The sequence below is a fragment of the Gilliamella sp. GillExp13 genome (assembly GCF_001690815.1).
GTDB classification, from domain to species: domain Bacteria; phylum Pseudomonadota; class Gammaproteobacteria; order Enterobacterales; family Orbaceae; genus Gilliamella; species Gilliamella bombi.
The window spans coordinates 13,669-30,111 of the sequence record NZ_LZHJ01000133.1; the positions used below are offsets into that span (position 1 = coordinate 13,669).

Below are 16,443 nucleotides of genomic sequence, written 5' to 3' on the forward strand. Positions count from 1 at the left end.
TAGTTTTGCTAATCCTTTTTTATTTTAGAGAATCGTAAAAAGGAATAGTATTAGATGTTATTTTTAATAAAAAAAATATTAACAAATCTTGCATGGCAAATTTTGATTGCTTTGATTCTAGGAATTGCCGTAGGTGCTTATTTATTTGAGCTCTCTGCTACAAACCACCCTTTGCATTCATATTATCAATTTTCAATAGTAAATATATTTCAGCCTGCAGGCGATATCTTCATTCGGTTAATTAAAATGATTGTGTTGCCAATTATACTGAGTACTTTAACTCTAGGTATTGCAGGTCTTGGTGGCTCAAAACGGTTAGGGACCTTAGGTTTTAAAACTATTCTCTATTTTGAAATTATTACAACTATTGCTATTTTATTAGGTCTTTCTTGGGGAAATATTTTTTCACCTGGCTCGGGAATTGACTCCTCAACACTTGCAACGACAGACATTAGTAAGTATACCCAAGCAGCTGAAGAATTAAGCGGTAAACCTCATGGTTTAATTGTTATGATATTAGATATGATTCCAGCTAATATCTTTAAAGCTATGACAGACGGTGCTGTTTTACCTGTGATTTTCTTTTGTGTTTTTTTTGGTCTAGGCTTAATGTCTTTGCCAGATAAACAACGTGAACCTTTTCTTTTATTTTTAAAAGTAATTTCAGATACTATGTTTAAAGTAACTAATATGATAATGCGTTATGCACCTATTGGTGTATTTGCACTTATCACGGTAACGGTTGCTAAATATGGATTTGAATCATTACTTCCACTACTTAAATTAATTTTAACCGTCTATTCGGCAATGATTATTTTTACGTTAGTGGTATTAGGGCTTGTTTGTAAAATTTGCAAATTTAATATTTTTACATTATTAAAAATCTTGAAAGAAGAATTAGTGATTGCATTTTCAACCGCAAGTTCTGAAACTGCATTACCTAAAATAATTGAAAAGATGGAAGCTTATGGAGCACCAAAATCGATAACTAGTTTTGTTATACCTACAGGCTATTCATTTAATCTTGATGGTTCAACGCTCTATCAAAGTATTACTGTTATCTTTTTAGCACAGTTATTCTACATAGATTTAACTATTTTGGATCAGGTTATTATTGTCATCACTTTAATGATTGCATCTAAAGGGATTGCAGGTGTACCTGGTGCGTCAATTCTTGTTTTATCGGCAACCCTAGGTAGTGTAGGTATTCCTCTTGAAGGGATTGGTTATATTATGGGGGTAGAACGTATTTTAGATATGGGCAGAACAGTAGTTAATGTGGTTGGTAATGCACTAGCAGCAATTGTTATTGCACGTTGGGAACATGCTTTTGACGACAAAAAAGCAAGAGCTTATGAACAACAATATTTAAAATGATGAAATAATTATGTAGATTAATTTATCTCCAAAAAACTACCTGTTTATCAGGTAGTTTTACGCAAAATATATCTATTTAATTATTGATAAGAATAAGAAATATTTTGTCATGTCAGATTCAATTCTTTCACCATCGGTGACCACTAATCAGAAAGAAATCAACTTCGCAATGCTCTCTTTTTTCATAATTAGGTATTTCATTAATTACATACCCTGATATAGTATTTATCGATTCAAAAAATAGAAAACCAAAGCTTAAGTAATTTCTAGAAGGCACCTTGATTTTTTTGAGATTATTTAACTATAAAGTATAAACAACTCGTTATTTTCCATAGGTTAATATTGTTTTATTGAAAATAGCAATAATTTTGTCTACAAATCGATATAAAAAACCCAGCATTTGCTGGGTTTTTAGTATTTATTAGATAACTATTTAATTTTAGCTTCTTTATAAATAACATGCTGACGAACTACAGGATCGTATTTTTTGATCTCCATTTTTTCAGGCATAGTTCTTTTATTTTTGCTAGTGGTATAAAAATGACCTGTACCAGCAGAAGAAACTAATCTGATTTTTTCGCGTACACCTTTAGCCATGATATGGTTTCCTTATTAGTACTTTTCACCACGGGCACGAAGTTCAGCTAAAACTGCATCAATACCCTTTTTATCGATAGTACGCATACCTTTAGCAGATACACGCAATTTTACAAAACGTTTTTCGCTCTCAATCCAGAAACGGTGAGTTTGAAGGTTTGGTAGAAAACGACGTTTAGTAGCATTCATCGCATGAGAACGATTATTTCCTACTAAAGGACCTTTTCCTGTTACTTGGCATACTCGTGACATGTCAATAATTCTCCGAAATTTCTATGCTTAAGCCCTGGGCGTAATATGTTAATGGAATTGACCTCGTCAGGCTTTTAGTTTACTGCAGTTCTATCTGAGAAGCAGCTTAACCTCTCACACTACACCCATAATAATGAGGTAGCGAAGTATACGCTGTTATGCGCAAATTCTCAAGTATTATCTTACCTATGCATAAAATTAGTTTACAATGGCATAACTCATATAATATTTATTTTCTTAGTTAAAACAACATTTCTAAAAATTATTAAAACCATTTTGAATCAATATGATAGATAAAATTTCTATAAAAATTTTTTGTAATAGCACTTACTTTTTTCTTATAACGAACAATTCATTATAAAACAATGTACTGTCTTTAACATCATTTTAGAAAAAATGATTTAATTTAATAATAAATATGTTTTAATAAGCTTGATTAAGATTTTTATTTATATCGTGTTAATTTTCCAATTTATAAGGAGATTATATGAACCAGTTCACGCCATATAGTATATATGGCATTATCGGTTATCCTTTAGGGCACAGTATGAGTCCACTTATTCATACTACGTCATTTCAAGATTATGGGATCCCAGCAGTTTTAGTTCCTTTTCCTACTCCACCAGAAGAGATACCGACACTTTTTAAATCAGTCAGATTACTAAATATCCGTGGATTATGTGTCACTATTCCACATAAACAGACTATCATTCCTTATTTAGATGAAGTGACAGATCATGTAAAAAAAGCAGGTGCTGCGAATTTGGTGTATTGGGATGGGGATAAACTTTGTGGGGATAATACAGATATTATTGGATTCATGGAGCCACTTCAAAATAAAAAACTGCCAGCAGAATTCAAAAAAGTGTTATTACTTGGAGCAGGAGGTGCTGCACGTGCAGCTGTAGTGGGATTACAGGAACTTGGTTATACCGATATTACAGTAACGGATATTGCTGATGATTTACCTCAGGCATTAGCTAGTGAATTCAACCTTAAAACTATTTCATGGGAAGACCGTAGCAAAGTTGAAACTCAAATTGTTATTAATTCAACACCATTAGGTATGACGGGTAAATTTGAGAATCAAACACCTTATAAACAAGCTTGGTTTAAAGGTAAAGGAGTGGCTTACGATATTGTTTATACTCCATATAATACTTGTTTTAGACAAGAAGCAGAAAGAGCTGGCTGGGAATCTATTTCAGGACGTGAAATGTTTATTGGTCAAGCAAATGCTCAATTTAAGATTTGGACAGGAAAAGATCTTTCTGAACGAGCAAAACAAGCTGTAATTGATGCTTTAGCTAAACATTAATTGCCAAACAGGCAAACATATCTAGTTAAATTGGAATTAATCGTATTTTCTACTGTTTATACAATTAGCTGCTATTGCCAACTATATTACGTTGGCATAGGCAAAGTTAATATATTAATTGGATAGATCAAGCGCATTATAATAAGGAGCATTTATGACTAACTTAGAATTGCAAGCGTATCGTCGTTTTCTTATGCTAAAAGTATCAGAAGCTAGTGAATATATTGGAAAAACAGATATTAATACATGGCATGATTGGGAAAATGGTACAAAGCCGATCCCAGAGTTTGTCGGAAAAGCAATGCAAGAACTAAAAAAAATCAGAAACGAAAAAATAAATATTATTATAAATAGTATTAATGATCGTATTGGTAGTAATACAATCCGTTATTTTATGACATACGAAGAGTTCAAAAAGGTAAATTTAGATCTTGATGTGATTCAATGGCGATTACATCAATCGATTGCAACAGAGCTCTATTTCCGTGGTTTAGAAAAGTTATGTTAATTAACTTTATTAAGATGACTTTTAGGTTTTAAAAGCTTCCTTATAATATTGTAAACATTTCATTACGGATATATTCTATATATGTTATTTTTAATTATATAAAAAATACATAGTTATATATTTTTTATATACTATGTAAAAAATTTGTTGCAAAAATAAGAGCGAATCACTAGCATGGTTAATATATTCTATAAATCTGAAAAGATAAAACCCAATATGAATAAAACAATTTTTTTAGTTGGTGCACGGGCTGCAGGTAAAACAACGATGGGAAAGATGTTAGCAAATAAGCTATCGTTTTCTTTCATTGATACCGATAGATATTTACTCGAAACTACTCAAAAGACGGTAGCCGAAATTGTTGAAAAAGAAGGTTGGGAAGGATTTAGAGCAAGAGAAAGTCAGGTGTTGATTGATACAACTAAACCTAATTGTGTCATTGCAACTGGTGGCGGCATGGTATTAGCCGAGCATAATCGGAATTTTATGAAACAAAATGGCACAGTTATCTTTTTATCTGCACCTGCGGCAACACTAGCTGCGCGTTTAATGAAAGATCCTAACATTGCTCAACGACCATCACTAACTGGCCTATCTATTTATGATGAAATGGAAAAGGTATTGGCTGAAAGATTACCTTTATATCATGATGCTGCACATCATGTGATCAATGTTGATCAAGATGAAAGTTTGATTCTTGCAAAAATTTTTGAAATGCTTCGAAACTAATTTAACTTCTTTTAATAAAAAGGCCGCTTAAAAAGAGGTATTTTTATTAATAATAGAAAAAAATAAATTTTTAAAATTTAACCAAGATTCTATATAAGTTTAATTTTGAATAAAACTTTATTGTTTTTTAGAACCAAATAAAAGCTAAGTAACAAATTTATACTTACTATCTTTCTGATTAATATTGATACTTGTATATTGAATAGAATTATAATTTTATGTTTTACATATGGAGTATGACAAGTGGATAATCGAAAGGTCAATTCTTATGGAATTGCAGGATCTATATATGCAAATTATATAATACAAAGTATTGCATTAATTGTGATCATGCAATTTTCATATGATATATCGAAACAACTTAATATTGATCTAATCGGCATTGGTAAAATTGCTTCGGGTATAGGAATTGGAAAAATATTATTAATGTTTGTTGGTGGTGTATTGTCAGATAAATTTGGTCGCAAACTATTTATTTGTCTAGGTATGGCTTGCTATGCTATTTTTTTTCTAGGAATGCCTTTTTGTACTAATATAAATATTGCTTTTTGTTTAGCTATTGCTATTGGGGCTGGAAATTCTTTTTTAGATACTGGTTCAATGCCAGCATTAACAGAATGTTTTCCAAACTCATGTGGTACAGCTAGCGTATTGATCAAGGCTTTCATTTCAATGGGATCTCTTGTTCTTCCATTTATTGTTGTTTTTTGCCATCAATACCAAATATGGTATGGTTGGATTTTTTTTGGTTTTGTTGCTTATCTAATAGTTAATACACTATTTTTACTTCCTAAGCAGTTTCCACATATAGATACCTCCATTAAAAGTAATGAATGCTCACAAAGTTATTTTATTGGAAAACCTAATTTTGGATTTGAAGGTATTTTATTAATTATTATGGGATTTACAACAACAGCAACATTCGTTATTGTCTTGCAGTGGTTGCCAACTATCGCTATCAGAGCTGTTAATATGAGCGAACCTGATGCTAATCAACTGATTAGTTATTATAGTACTGCCTCAATTATTTCTGTATTTGTTACGGCTTTTGTCGTCAAACATCTATTAAAACCTATCTTTTGCATCATTATTTTGCCTGCCTTATCTGCGTTGGTATTAATCATTTTTTATTTTAATGTTTCACCTGCAATGTGTGTTATCGTCGCAATAGGAATGGGATTAACTGCGGCAGGGGGGGTACTTCAATTAACTTTGGTTGTTATGCAACAAATGTTCCCAACACGAAAAGGTCTTGCTGTAGGTTGTATGTATACTTTTAGCGGTCTATCGTTTGTTATCATTCCGCTTATAGTACCAAAATTAGCTATGTTCAATGTAAGTTATGCCATATTAATTGACTTTTTTATTGCGATGTCAAGTGTAATACTTGGCTCAATTATCTTTTATCGTTTTAAAAAGGTAGTTGATATAACAAAAATATAATTTTATATATTTTAAGAATAATAATGTTAGAGGGCATGCCAATATGGCATGCTTTTTTTCGATATTAACATCTCATAAAAATTTTAATTTATTTTCGTATTTAACAATTCAATATTTTGTTAATCCATTATTACTTAATCAAAAATCATTAAGCTTAAGCCATTAACTTTTATTAATAGCAAATTTTAAGATTTTTATTAGATTCTTGAAATATTGCTTGCCATAAAACCAAAAATAAATAAAAATACACAAAAAGTGAATAAGTATTCAGTTTGAGGTGGTTGTGAAAATGAAAGAACGTACAACTGAGTTAGTTGATGGCTTAAGACATTCAGTACCTTATATTAATGCACATCATGGTAAAACATTTGTAATTTTGCTCACAGGCGCAGTGTTAAAAAGTAATAATTATTCGAGTATTATCAGTGATATTGGTTTACTTTATAGTCTTGGTATTAAACTTGTTATTGTTAATGGTGCTCGCAATCAGATTGATGAATCTTTAAAAAATCATAATATCACACCTAAATATTATAAAAATACGCGTATTACCGATGCAACAACACTAGACATCATTAAACAAGTTACAGGTTCATTACAACTCAATATTACCGCAAGTTTATCAATGAGTTTAAATAATACTCCATTACAAGGAGCTCATATAAGTGTTGTGAGTGGTAATTTTGTGATTGCACAACCTTTAGGAGTAGATGATGGGGTTGATTATTGTCATACAGGTAAAATCCGTCGTATAAACAACGAAGCTATAGCTGAACAATTAGATCGTGGCTCAATTGTGTTACTAGGCCCTGTTGGCGTTTCGGTTACTGGTGAAAGTTTCAATTTAGCGTCTGAGGATGTCGCAACCGAAGTTGCTATTCGCTTAAAAGCGGATAAATTAATCAGTTTTTGTGCTGAACAAGGAGTACTTGATGAAAACGGTTGTGTTATTACCGACCTTTATCCTGTTGATGCGGATAATTATGTCAACAAAAAAGAGCAGCAAGGTAAACCTTTATCTAGTGAAGCACGTTTTTTACGTGCAGCATCTAAAGCATGCCGTAGTGGAGTCAGACGAAGCCATTTGGTAAGTTATTTGGTTGATGGCTCAATTTTACAAGAATTATTTTCTCGTGACGGGATTGGAACACAAGTAGCGATGGAACATTCTGAACAAGTGCGTTTAGCAACTATTAACGATATTGGAGGAATTTTAGAACTCATACGCCCACTTGAAGAACAAGGTATTTTGGTTAAACGTTCACGTGAGCAGTTAGAAATGGAGATCGATAAATTTACTATTATTGAACGTGATAATATGACAATTGGTTGTGCTGCGCTTTATCCATATCCTGAAGAAAAAATGGGAGAAATGGCCTGTGTAGCTATTCATCCTGATTATCGCAATTCATCTCGAGGAGATGACTTAATTGAAAAGTTAACAGAAAAAGCAATCCAGCTAGGGCTCGAGAAAATATTTGTTTTAACTACACGTAGTATTCATTGGTTTAGAGAAAAAGGTTTTAATCCAGCAGAAGTAGATGATTTACCTATTAAAAAGAAAAAACTTTATAATTATCAAAGAAATTCTAAAATTTTAATGCTTGATATTCTTTGAACTATATTTAAAATAGATCTGGGAGCAACTAAAATTTTTAATATTATAAATTAGGTATTAAATAATGGGATATTAATGCCAGCTATAAAAAGTAATTAAAATTAGTATGTTACAACAGTATTTAAAATTTGCATTGTAAATGCTTTTTTTAAATAAAATCCACGTGGTCGAGTTAAAATGATATCACCATTTTCACTAATTGCTTTGGTAAGAGCTTGTCCATTGGCTGCTTTAGGTCTAATTTGTAAATAAGTACCATATCGAGCGGTAATTTTTTCAACATGCCCTAGTGCTATCATATCCATTAACTCTTCCCAGTCTTGTTTGAGCTGTTGTTCTTGTTCTTTAGTTGGTGTCCACATAATAGGTTTTCCAACTTTTCTATTTGCGAGAGTAATAGTTCTTTCACCTTCTATCGGAATCCAAAGCACTTTTGCAAGTTTATATCTGACATGGCTTGTCTCCCAAATAACGCCATGATTAGCCATTAATGGTGTGACACTAACAAAGGTTGTTTCAAGTGGTTTACCGTGTTTATCAACAGGAATAGTTTTAAGCTCTATACCAAGATTAGCAAAATCTTGCTCAGCTTTACTACCAGCATTTGCTCCTAAAAAAGTTTCAATAAGATTGCCTACCCAACCCTTTTGTTTATTTAAATTATTCGGTATAGGTATGTTTAAGTATTGTGCTATCTCGCCAAAAGTATAACCTGCTGCTAACTGAGCTCGTTGCAATAATTCTTGTTCACTATTAGGAAAAAATATAGGCATGGCAAAAAATAGTTAACTTACTTGTTAAGAAAACACAGTCAATTATATTGACTGTGAATCTTAAAATAAAGAGTTATTAGCTTAACTTTTCAACCCAACTTGCATAGCTATTAATAATAAGGGATAAGAATTCTTTACTTTTTTCAGTAATATTACCACTTTCATCAAAAGCAGAAGCTACATTACCAATATAAGCTTCAGGCTGTTGTAATGTCGGCATATCAAGAAATACTAATGATTGACGAAGTTGATGGTTAGCGCCAAACCCACCAATTGCACCTTGTGAAACGGAAACAATTGCAGCGGCTTTTTTAGACCAAATGCTCTTACCATAAGGACGAGAACCAACATCTATTGCATTTTTGATAACAGCAGGAACTCCACGATTATATTCTGGTGTCACAAAAATAACACCTTGACAATCGGCTACTTCTTTGCGGAAACGAGTATAAGAGGCAGGAGGGGTATCATTATCAATATCTTCATTATATAAAGGTAAATCGCCAATTTGAATAATTTGTAATGAAAGTGATGGTGGTGCGATTTTTTGAAAAACTTTTGCTACTTTTAAGTTATAAGAGTCTTTGCGTAAACTCCCTACTAGTACAGCAATTTTTTTACTCATCTTAAATCTCCACTTTTTTTATAAGAGGTATTTTTAATACCTCTTAAATTAATAGTATTTGTTAATGTCCTGATGAGTCGACTTTTCGGCCTGCTTCAAATAAGAACCACGCACGTTGTTCTGTTTGATCGATCCACTCTTCAATTAAACTGGCAGTAGCGGTATCATTGTATTTATCACAAATATCATGTGCAACACGCATACGTTCTGTTAGTTTTACATTATCTTGGCATAGCTCGGCAAGCATATCTGATGGTTCAACGAAATCTGCATCATTATCAGAAATACTTTGTAATTTAGCAATGTGACCAATTGAGCGTAGAGTTGTTCCACCTAACTTACGGACGCGTTCCGCAATCGGATCTGTCATTGCAAATAGCTCTTCACCTTGATCATCTAACATTAAGTGGTAATCACGGAAATGAGGGCCACTAACATGCCAATGAAAGTTTTTAGTTTTTAAATATAAAGCAAATACGTCTGCTAAAACAGAATTCATTGCTCCAGAAATATCTTTTGATGCCTTTTGTCCTAAATCAGTAGGAAACAAAATAGCTGATTGTTGTAGTTTTTTAGCAGAAGCCGTACTTTTAGCCATGATATATTCTCCTTTAAATTGAATAATAAATCCCCGTATTGACAAAATTACGCCAACTTAATGTGAATGTCCAATAAAAAACGTTAATTTTTTACTATCATTGCTATTTCAGTAACCTATGGTTTTTTTATCTCTTACTTTTTCTTGTTTCTATTTATTTGAAATAATATCTTTCAAAATAAAAGAAAATATTTCAAAGTGTGATTTAGTTAAAAGTTTTTGCATTTCAAAATTGATAGCATTAATGCGAAATTTAACTCAATAGGAGACAATATGATTGATGCTATTTCATTTGGTGCCGAATGGTTTATTGGTTTATTCCAAGAAGGCGGCAAGGTATTTGTGGGTATGGTAACAAGTATATTACCATTATTAATTTCATTACTTGTTGTGATGAACGCAGTGATTAAATTTATTGGGCAAGAACGTATTGAACGTTTAGCGCAAGCTTGTGCGGGCAATCCTGTTTCTCGATATCTATTATTACCACTTATCGGAACTTTCGTATTTTGTAATCCAATGACATTAAGCCTAGGCCGGTTTATGCCAGAGTTTTACAAACCGAGTTATTATGCAGCTTCATCTTATAGTTGCCATTCAATGAATGGACTCTTTCCACACGTTAACCCTGGTGAACTTTTTGTTTATTTGGGAATAGCTGCCGGTTTAACTACCCTAAATTTACCTTTAGGCCCTCTTGCTGTGAGTTATTTCCTTGTTGGTTTAGGTACTAACTTCTTTAGGGGGTGGATTACTGACTTTTGTACTGCCATTTTTGAAAGAAAAATGGGCATCAAGTTAGAAAGAAAAGTTCATCTATAATAAAAATAAGGAATATAAAAAATGGCAAAATTTATCCAAATTGAAAAAGGCGAAGCAGGTTGGGGTGGACCTTTGGAGCTTCCAGTTATTGCTGGTAAAAAAATTGTTTATATTGCAGCAGGTACTCGTCCAGCCATAGTTGACACTTTAGTTGATCTAACAGGTTGGGAAGCTATTGATGGTTTTAAAGATGGCGAGCCGCCTAAAGAAGAAATTGGTGTTGCTGTGATTGATTGTGGAGGAACATTACGTTGCGGAATTTATCCAAAAAATCGTATACCAACTATCAATATTCATGCCACAGGTAAATCAGGCCCTCTGGCTCAATATATTGCTGAAGATATTTATGTTTCTGCGGTAAAACCTCACAATATCAAGCTAATAGAAAAAGAAGGCGATGTTGTAAGCGAACCAGCAACAAACGATAAATCGTCTGAATTTAAAGATTATGACAGCAGCAAAAAAATTACTGAACAAAGCGATGGTTTGTTAGCAAGAATTGGTATCGGTATGGGGTCTGGTGTTGCTGTCTTCTTCCAAGCTGGCCGAGATACAATTGACACTGTACTGAAAACAATACTTCCTTTTATGGCGTTTGTATCGGCACTAATTGGTATCATCATTGCATCTGGATTGGGTAACTTTATTGCGCATGGGCTAGTACCACTGGCAAACAATCCGCTTGGATTGGTTATTTTAGCCTTAATTTGTTCATTTCCATTACTTTCCCCATTCTTAGGTCCTGGTGCGGTTATTGCTCAAGTTATTGGGACATTAGTTGGTGTTCAAATTGGACTTGGTAATATTCCACCTCATTTAGCATTACCAGCATTATTTGCCATTAATGCACAAGCAGCATGTGACTTTATTCCTGTTGGTTTATCACTTGCTGAAGCTAAACAAGATACAGTTCGAGTAGGGGTACCATCGGTGTTAGTTAGCCGCTTTTTAACTGGTGCGCCAACAGTATTAGTTGCATGGGCGGTATCGTTATTTATCTATCAATAGATTGTTTAAAAAATGGGATGGTTCCATCCCATTTTAAACTAACGTTAAAAATAAAAAGCTTGGATTAAGTGAAAGCAAGAAATAAGAAGGTTAATGATGTCAAATATTATCTATCAATCAAAAATTAGTCAAATTGGTGAGTTTGCTCAAGATGCATTAACGGATGGTATGTTAATCCTGTTTAAAACTGGAGCACCAGCAGATTTAGCGGATTATTGTTTTGTGCATAGTCATGATGATTTAAAACAAGATTTACAAGTTGGGCAGACCATTTATCTAGGTAAACAGAGTTACAAAATTACCGCGGTGGGTGATGTTGCTAGCGTTAATTTCCGTGAATTAGGTCATATCACATTAAAATTTGATGGTAATAGTCAAGCCGAATTACCAGGAACCATTCATATAGAAGGTGAAACTCCAAGTCAGCTTTTTGTGGATGATGAAATTAGAATTGTAAATGATTAAGGAACATAAAAAATGAAACAAGTAGCAGTTGTTATAGGTGGCGGACAAACTCTTGGTGAATTCTTATGTAAAGGTATCGCTGATGCTGGATACAAAGTTGCCGTTGCAGACTTGAATGCCGCTAATGCAAACAAAGTTGCAGATGAAATAAATCAAAAATATGGCGCTGGCACAGCAAAAGGCTTTGTTGTTGATGCAACCAAAGAAGCTAGTGTCATCAAGTTAGCGCAAGACGTTGAAGCTATATTTAAACATTCTGACTTATTAGTCTACAGTGCAGGAATTGCACGTGCAGCTCCAATTACCAGTTTTGCATTAAGTGATTTTCAATTATCGGTTGATGTCAACTTAACTGGTTATTTCTTATGTGCGCGTGAATTTGCAAAATTAATGGTAAAACATAATACCGCTGGTCGTATTATCCAAATCAATTCGAAATCTGGAAAAGTGGGTAGCAAACATAATTCGGGATACAGTGCAGCCAAATTTGGTGGTGTAGGATTAACACAATCACTAGCCCTAGATCTTGCTGATTGCGGTATTACTGTAAACTCATTAATGTTAGGTAACTTATTAAAATCCCCTATGTTCCAATCGTTAATACCACAGTATGCTAAAAAATTAGGTATTCCTGAAAACCAAGTGGAACAAGTTTATATTGATAAAGTCCCTTTAAAACGAGGTTGTGATTATCAAGATGTACTTGATGTATTGCTATTTTATGCAAGTGATAAAGCATCATATTGCACAGGGCAATCAATCAACATTACTGGTGGACAAGTGATGTTCTAGTTAAAATAAAGTGCGAAAGTTAATTTAAACTTATCGCACTTTTTATTCTAGCTTAAATAAAATGGAAAAATATTAAATATGACGACCACTCTAGTTGCTATAGCACTTATTGCTTGGTGTATTCAAATTATTTTTAGTTGGTTTCAAATTCGTCGTTTCAATAAAGCGTTTCTAGCTTTACAAAAAGGTTGCTACTTAGGTGTCGGTCGCAGTAAAAGTAAACGATTTAGACCAAGAGTATTAATCGCAATTTCATTAGATGAAAATAAAGTTGTGATTGATTCTATCATAATGAAAGGGATCACTGTATTTGCATTGCCTAAATCTATTTCCCAGCTCCATGGCTTATCTGTATCAGAAATAATCCCAGAAAAAATATTTCCAAACGACCTAATATCACAAAGTGCGTTGATTGTTGCCTTAACAGCAAACAATTAATAATTATCTTTTATTTTGAAAAGTAATTTCTTTCATTATAAAGTATAATGGTTTGCAAAATAAAATTTCCTATATACTAATAATGATGGAATCATAATATGAAAGTAAGGCAACGACAAACAGCTATTTTAGAATACCTGCAAAATCATGGGCAAGTTAGTATCGATGAATTAGTTGAGCATTTCAAAACGACTGGAACTACAATTCGTAAAGATCTTACTCAACTCAGCCAAAGTGGTCTAGTTTTACGTACCTACGGCGGTGCCATGTTAAACCGTGAAATTGGTGATAGAGCTATTGATCATAAAACCTACATCAACATTGGATCTAAAAAATCAATTGCATACGAAGCAGTTAAATTGATCCAAGAAGGTGACTCAATTATTTTTGATTCTGGAAGTACTGTTGCTCAGATGATTCCTATACTGACAAGTTTCAATAATTTGACTATTATGACCAACAGCTTACACATTGTAAATGAACTCGTTGCGCATAATAATGATCATACTATTATCTTATCAGGTGGCACTTTTCGCCGTAAATCGGCCTCTTTTCACAGTAACAGCGCATCAACTGCGGCCATATTTGAATCTTACACTTTTGATAAACTATTTATGGGGGCTGATGGGATTGATTTAGTAGGGGGCGTGACAACATTTAATGAAAGCTATCACGGCAGTGTTGCCATGAGTAAAGCTGCGGCAAAATTAATATTATTAGCTGACTCAACCAAGTTTGGCAGGCGTAGTCCTAATGTTGTGTGTGACTTAAATGCTGTTGATACCATCATCACCGACAAGAAATTAGATGACAAATATTATGAAGCACTCATACAACGAGGCATTAAAGTCATTAAAGTAGAAGTAATTGATAAAGAATAAAAAATAGCATTGTTTAAATGTTGCATTAGCGGGAATCTATTTGAGTGATGCAAATTATTAACAAAACAAATTTAATTTACTCAAAATTAAAAACCCGCTAAAGCTGAGCGGCTAACAAGCGTACCGACTTATCACCTTAAAATAACAATCTAGCACGAATTGTTCCTGGCACGTTTTTCAGTTTAGCTAACAATTCTTCAGCCTTACTTTGTTTAACTCTATCGATATCAATAACAACATAACCAATCTGAGGATCAGTTTGTAAATATTGTGCTGAAATATTAAGCCCTTGTTCAGCGAATAACGTATTGATAGCAGTTAGAACACCAGGTTGGTTACGATGAATATTAATAAAACGACTAGAGCCTTTAGCTGGAATAGGTAAAGAGGCTTCAGGAAAATTAACTGCTGAAAGTGTCGCACCAGTATTAGAATATTTAGCTAGTTTACTTGCGACCTCAATCCCAATATTTTCTTGTGCTTCGCTAGTTGAACCACCGATATGCGGAGTAATAATTACATTATCAAATTGACATAATGGAGATTCAAAAGGGTCGTTGTTACTAGCAGGCTCTGTTGGAAAAACATCAATAGCTGCCCCACTGAGTTTATTGGTTTTTAAAGCTTTAGTTAAAGCATTAAGATCGATAACTTTACCGCGTGAAGCATTGATTAAAATTGCATCTTGTTTCATTGCATCAATTTCGTTATCACTAATCATTTTGATGGTTGTTGGATTTTCTGGTACATGCATTGAAACAATATCGCTTATTGCTAGTAATTCTTTCATTGTTGAAACTTGTTTAGCATTGCCCAAAGGTAGTTTTGTTTCAATATCATAAAAATAAACATTCATCCCTAACGATTCAGCCAAAATACTTAGTTGGCTACCAATATGCCCATAACCAATAATACCTAAATTTTTACCACGAGCTTCGTGTGAACCCGTCGCAATCTTATTCCATTTTCCACGGTGAGCTTTAGCATTTGCATCTGGTACTCGACGAAGTAATAATATTGCTTCGGCTAATACTAGCTCTGCTACAGATCGCGTATTTGAAAATGGTGCATTAAAAACAGGAATCCCTTTTATTGTCGCTGCATCAAGATCAACTTGGTTGGTACCTATACAAAAACAGCCAATGCCAGCAAGTTTAGGTGCAGAATCGATAATATCCTTAGTTAATTGTGTTCTTGATCGGATCCCAATAAACCGAACATCTTTCAGAGCTTGCTTAAGTTCTTCAGGTGATAATGCGCTTTTATGATATTCAATATTGGTAAAGCCGGCGGATTTTAATATTTCAATTGCGCTAGGGTGAACTCCCTCAAGTAATAAAAACTTATTTTCATCTTTGGTTAAAGTTTGAATAACCATTATTTCCTCTCTTTCCTTCAGCATACAAATTGGTACCTATAACTAAATACCATTATTAACTTTATTGTAGTAAATGATTTTATCTCAGCTCTTTTACACCCGTACTGCATCCAACAAGCGCAATATCAGCGCCTTTATTGGCAAATAATCCAACAGTAACCACACCTGCAATGTTATTAATTCGGTTTTCAAGCTCCATTGGTTTGGCAATGACAAGATCATGAACATCTAAAATCACATTACCATTATCGGTTATAACGCCTTGACGATATATTGGTTTACCGCCCAGCTTATATAACTCACGAGCAACATAGGAACGTGCCATTGGGATCACTTCAACCGGTAATGGGAATTTACCTAATACATCAACAACTTTTGATTCATCAACAATACAAATAAATTGTTTAGCAATGGCTGAAACAATTTTTTCGCGTGTTAAAGCTGCACCACCTCCTTTAATCATTTGCAATTGGTGATTAATTTCATCTGCACCATCAACATAGACATCCAAACAATCGACTTCATTACAATCGAGAACAGGAATACCATAGTTTTTTAATTTTTGGGTCGATACTTCCGAACTAGATACAGTGCCTTTGATTTGATCTTTTATTGTAGCTAATGCATCAATAAAATGGGATGCGGTGGAGCCTGTTCCTACACCAATAAAAGAATCGGGTTTGATAAATTTTAAGGCTGACCAACCTACGGCTTTTTTTAATTCGTCTTGTGTCATAAGAACCCCCTATTTTGAGGATAATTTTTCTTAAAAAAATAAAATTTTGAAAGCAAAATTGTTGAAGATATGGCATAGTACCCAA

Annotated in this window: 19 protein-coding genes; 12 read left to right on the plus strand and 7 right to left on the minus strand. The window is 33.4% G+C overall.

What is annotated here, in order from left to right; genetic code table 11:
• Positions 1–66: 66 nt before the first annotated feature.
• Positions 67–1,377 carry a glutamate/aspartate:proton symporter GltP gene (gene gltP, locus A9G37_RS09550; protein ID WP_065575383.1) on the plus strand — a complete coding sequence of 437 codons (1,311 nt, stop codon included), beginning with the start codon at positions 67–69 and terminating at the stop codon, positions 1,375–1,377.
• A gap of 429 nt (positions 1,378–1,806) precedes the next feature.
• Here the strand turns inward: gltP and rpmG are convergent, their stop codons facing one another.
• Together rpmG and rpmB are read right to left on the minus strand one after the other, a co-directional pair.
• Positions 1,807–1,974, minus strand: coding sequence for a 50S ribosomal protein L33 (rpmG, locus tag A9G37_RS09555; RefSeq protein ID WP_025314526.1), 168 nt, complete (start codon positions 1,972–1,974; stop codon positions 1,807–1,809).
• A gap of 15 nt (positions 1,975–1,989) precedes the next feature.
• Positions 1,990–2,226 (minus strand): 50S ribosomal protein L28, encoded by a 237-nt coding sequence (rpmB, locus tag A9G37_RS09560; protein ID WP_034884345.1) that lies wholly within the window; start codon positions 2,224–2,226, stop codon positions 1,990–1,992.
• A gap of 487 nt (positions 2,227–2,713) precedes the next feature.
• Between rpmB and aroE the strand changes: the two genes are divergently transcribed.
• The 5 genes from aroE to argA all read left to right on the plus strand — a co-directional run bounded on the left by aroE (position 2,714) and on the right by argA (position 7,842).
• Complete coding sequence (aroE, locus tag A9G37_RS09565) at positions 2,714–3,544, plus strand: shikimate dehydrogenase (protein WP_034913427.1); 831 nt, start codon at positions 2,714–2,716, stop codon at positions 3,542–3,544.
• Positions 3,545–3,698: 154 nt separating this feature from the next.
• Positions 3,699–4,052, plus strand: coding sequence for an Aca2/YdiL-like domain-containing protein (locus tag A9G37_RS09570; protein WP_034913431.1), 354 nt, complete (start codon positions 3,699–3,701; stop codon positions 4,050–4,052).
• Between the two features lie 216 nt (positions 4,053–4,268).
• Complete coding sequence (gene aroL / locus A9G37_RS09575) at positions 4,269–4,781, plus strand: shikimate kinase AroL (RefSeq protein WP_034913435.1); 513 nt, start codon at positions 4,269–4,271, stop codon at positions 4,779–4,781.
• A 243-nt stretch (positions 4,782–5,024) separates the two neighbouring features.
• Entirely contained in the window at positions 5,025–6,224 is a 1,200-nt protein-coding gene (locus tag A9G37_RS09580; RefSeq protein WP_065561259.1) for an MFS transporter, read from the plus strand.
• Between the two features lie 289 nt (positions 6,225–6,513).
• Entirely contained in the window at positions 6,514–7,842 is a 1,329-nt protein-coding gene (gene argA / locus A9G37_RS09585; protein ID WP_034913441.1) for an amino-acid N-acetyltransferase, read from the plus strand.
• Between the two features lie 101 nt (positions 7,843–7,943).
• Here the strand turns inward: argA and mutH are convergent, their stop codons facing one another.
• The 3 genes from mutH to A9G37_RS09600 all read right to left on the minus strand — a co-directional run bounded on the left by mutH (position 7,944) and on the right by A9G37_RS09600 (position 9,838).
• Positions 7,944–8,615, minus strand: a complete 672-nt coding sequence (gene mutH / locus A9G37_RS09590; protein WP_034913444.1) for a DNA mismatch repair endonuclease MutH — start codon at positions 8,613–8,615, stop codon at positions 7,944–7,946.
• A 76-nt stretch (positions 8,616–8,691) separates the two neighbouring features.
• On the minus strand, positions 8,692–9,240 hold the full coding sequence (locus A9G37_RS09595) for an NADPH-dependent FMN reductase (protein ID WP_034913448.1): 549 nt from the start codon (positions 9,238–9,240) through the stop codon (positions 8,692–8,694).
• A gap of 61 nt (positions 9,241–9,301) precedes the next feature.
• Positions 9,302–9,838, minus strand: a complete 537-nt coding sequence (locus A9G37_RS09600; protein ID WP_034913453.1) for a Dps family protein — start codon at positions 9,836–9,838, stop codon at positions 9,302–9,304.
• Between the two features lie 273 nt (positions 9,839–10,111).
• Here A9G37_RS09600 and srlA point away from each other — a divergent pair, with 273 nt between their 5' ends.
• From srlA to srlR, 6 genes are all read left to right on the plus strand, one after another.
• Positions 10,112–10,660 (plus strand): PTS glucitol/sorbitol transporter subunit IIC, encoded by a 549-nt coding sequence (gene srlA, locus A9G37_RS09605; protein ID WP_034913455.1) that lies wholly within the window; start codon positions 10,112–10,114, stop codon positions 10,658–10,660.
• A gap of 21 nt (positions 10,661–10,681) precedes the next feature.
• Entirely contained in the window at positions 10,682–11,668 is a 987-nt protein-coding gene (gene srlE / locus A9G37_RS09610) for a PTS glucitol/sorbitol transporter subunit IIB (RefSeq protein WP_034913459.1), read from the plus strand.
• 96 nt (positions 11,669–11,764) lie between these two features.
• Complete coding sequence (gene srlB, locus A9G37_RS09615) at positions 11,765–12,133, plus strand: PTS glucitol/sorbitol transporter subunit IIA (RefSeq protein ID WP_034913463.1); 369 nt, start codon at positions 11,765–11,767, stop codon at positions 12,131–12,133.
• A 12-nt stretch (positions 12,134–12,145) separates the two neighbouring features.
• Positions 12,146–12,925 (plus strand): sorbitol-6-phosphate dehydrogenase, encoded by a 780-nt coding sequence (gene srlD, locus A9G37_RS09620; RefSeq protein WP_034913467.1) that lies wholly within the window; start codon positions 12,146–12,148, stop codon positions 12,923–12,925.
• 78 nt (positions 12,926–13,003) lie between these two features.
• Entirely contained in the window at positions 13,004–13,363 is a 360-nt protein-coding gene (locus A9G37_RS09625) for a transcriptional regulator GutM (RefSeq protein ID WP_034913471.1), read from the plus strand.
• 98 nt (positions 13,364–13,461) lie between these two features.
• Positions 13,462–14,244: a glucitol operon DNA-binding transcriptional repressor SrlR gene (srlR, locus tag A9G37_RS09630; protein WP_065575372.1), complete on the plus strand. Its 783-nt coding sequence runs from the start codon at positions 13,462–13,464 to the stop codon at positions 14,242–14,244.
• 136 nt (positions 14,245–14,380) lie between these two features.
• Here the strand turns inward: srlR and serA are convergent, their stop codons facing one another.
• Both serA and rpiA read right to left on the minus strand, forming a co-directional pair.
• The gene (serA, locus tag A9G37_RS09635; protein ID WP_065575373.1) at positions 14,381–15,622 is read right to left on the minus strand and encodes a phosphoglycerate dehydrogenase; all 1,242 of its coding nucleotides are present in this window, start codon (positions 15,620–15,622) and stop codon (positions 14,381–14,383) included.
• Positions 15,623–15,701: 79 nt separating this feature from the next.
• Complete coding sequence (rpiA, locus tag A9G37_RS09640) at positions 15,702–16,358, minus strand: ribose-5-phosphate isomerase RpiA (RefSeq protein ID WP_034912331.1); 657 nt, start codon at positions 16,356–16,358, stop codon at positions 15,702–15,704.
• Between the last annotated feature and the right edge of the window lie 85 nt (positions 16,359–16,443).

Coding starts and splice junctions, on each gene's coding strand:
- rpmG (WP_025314526.1), bottom strand. CDS start 1,974: ATGGCTAAAGGTGTACGCGAAAAAATCAGATTAGTTTCTTCTGCTGGT.
- rpmB (WP_034884345.1), bottom strand. CDS start 2,226: ATGTCACGAGTATGCCAAGTAACAGGAAAAGGTCCTTTAGTAGGAAAT.
- aroE (WP_034913427.1), top strand. CDS start 2,714: ATGAACCAGTTCACGCCATATAGTATATATGGCATTATCGGTTATCCT.
- A9G37_RS09570 (WP_034913431.1), top strand. CDS start 3,699: ATGACTAACTTAGAATTGCAAGCGTATCGTCGTTTTCTTATGCTAAAA.
- aroL (WP_034913435.1), top strand. CDS start 4,269: ATGAATAAAACAATTTTTTTAGTTGGTGCACGGGCTGCAGGTAAAACA.
- argA (WP_034913441.1), top strand. CDS start 6,514: ATGAAAGAACGTACAACTGAGTTAGTTGATGGCTTAAGACATTCAGTA.
- mutH (WP_034913444.1), bottom strand. CDS start 8,615: ATGCCTATATTTTTTCCTAATAGTGAACAAGAATTATTGCAACGAGCT.
- A9G37_RS09595 (WP_034913448.1), bottom strand. CDS start 9,240: ATGAGTAAAAAAATTGCTGTACTAGTAGGGAGTTTACGCAAAGACTCT.
- A9G37_RS09600 (WP_034913453.1), bottom strand. CDS start 9,838: ATGGCTAAAAGTACGGCTTCTGCTAAAAAACTACAACAATCAGCTATT.
- srlA (WP_034913455.1), top strand. CDS start 10,112: ATGATTGATGCTATTTCATTTGGTGCCGAATGGTTTATTGGTTTATTC.
- srlE (WP_034913459.1), top strand. CDS start 10,682: ATGGCAAAATTTATCCAAATTGAAAAAGGCGAAGCAGGTTGGGGTGGA.
- srlB (WP_034913463.1), top strand. CDS start 11,765: ATGTCAAATATTATCTATCAATCAAAAATTAGTCAAATTGGTGAGTTT.
- srlD (WP_034913467.1), top strand. CDS start 12,146: ATGAAACAAGTAGCAGTTGTTATAGGTGGCGGACAAACTCTTGGTGAA.
- A9G37_RS09625 (WP_034913471.1), top strand. CDS start 13,004: ATGACGACCACTCTAGTTGCTATAGCACTTATTGCTTGGTGTATTCAA.
- srlR (WP_065575372.1), top strand. CDS start 13,462: ATGAAAGTAAGGCAACGACAAACAGCTATTTTAGAATACCTGCAAAAT.
- serA (WP_065575373.1), bottom strand. CDS start 15,622: ATGGTTATTCAAACTTTAACCAAAGATGAAAATAAGTTTTTATTACTT.
- rpiA (WP_034912331.1), bottom strand. CDS start 16,358: ATGACACAAGACGAATTAAAAAAAGCCGTAGGTTGGTCAGCCTTAAAA.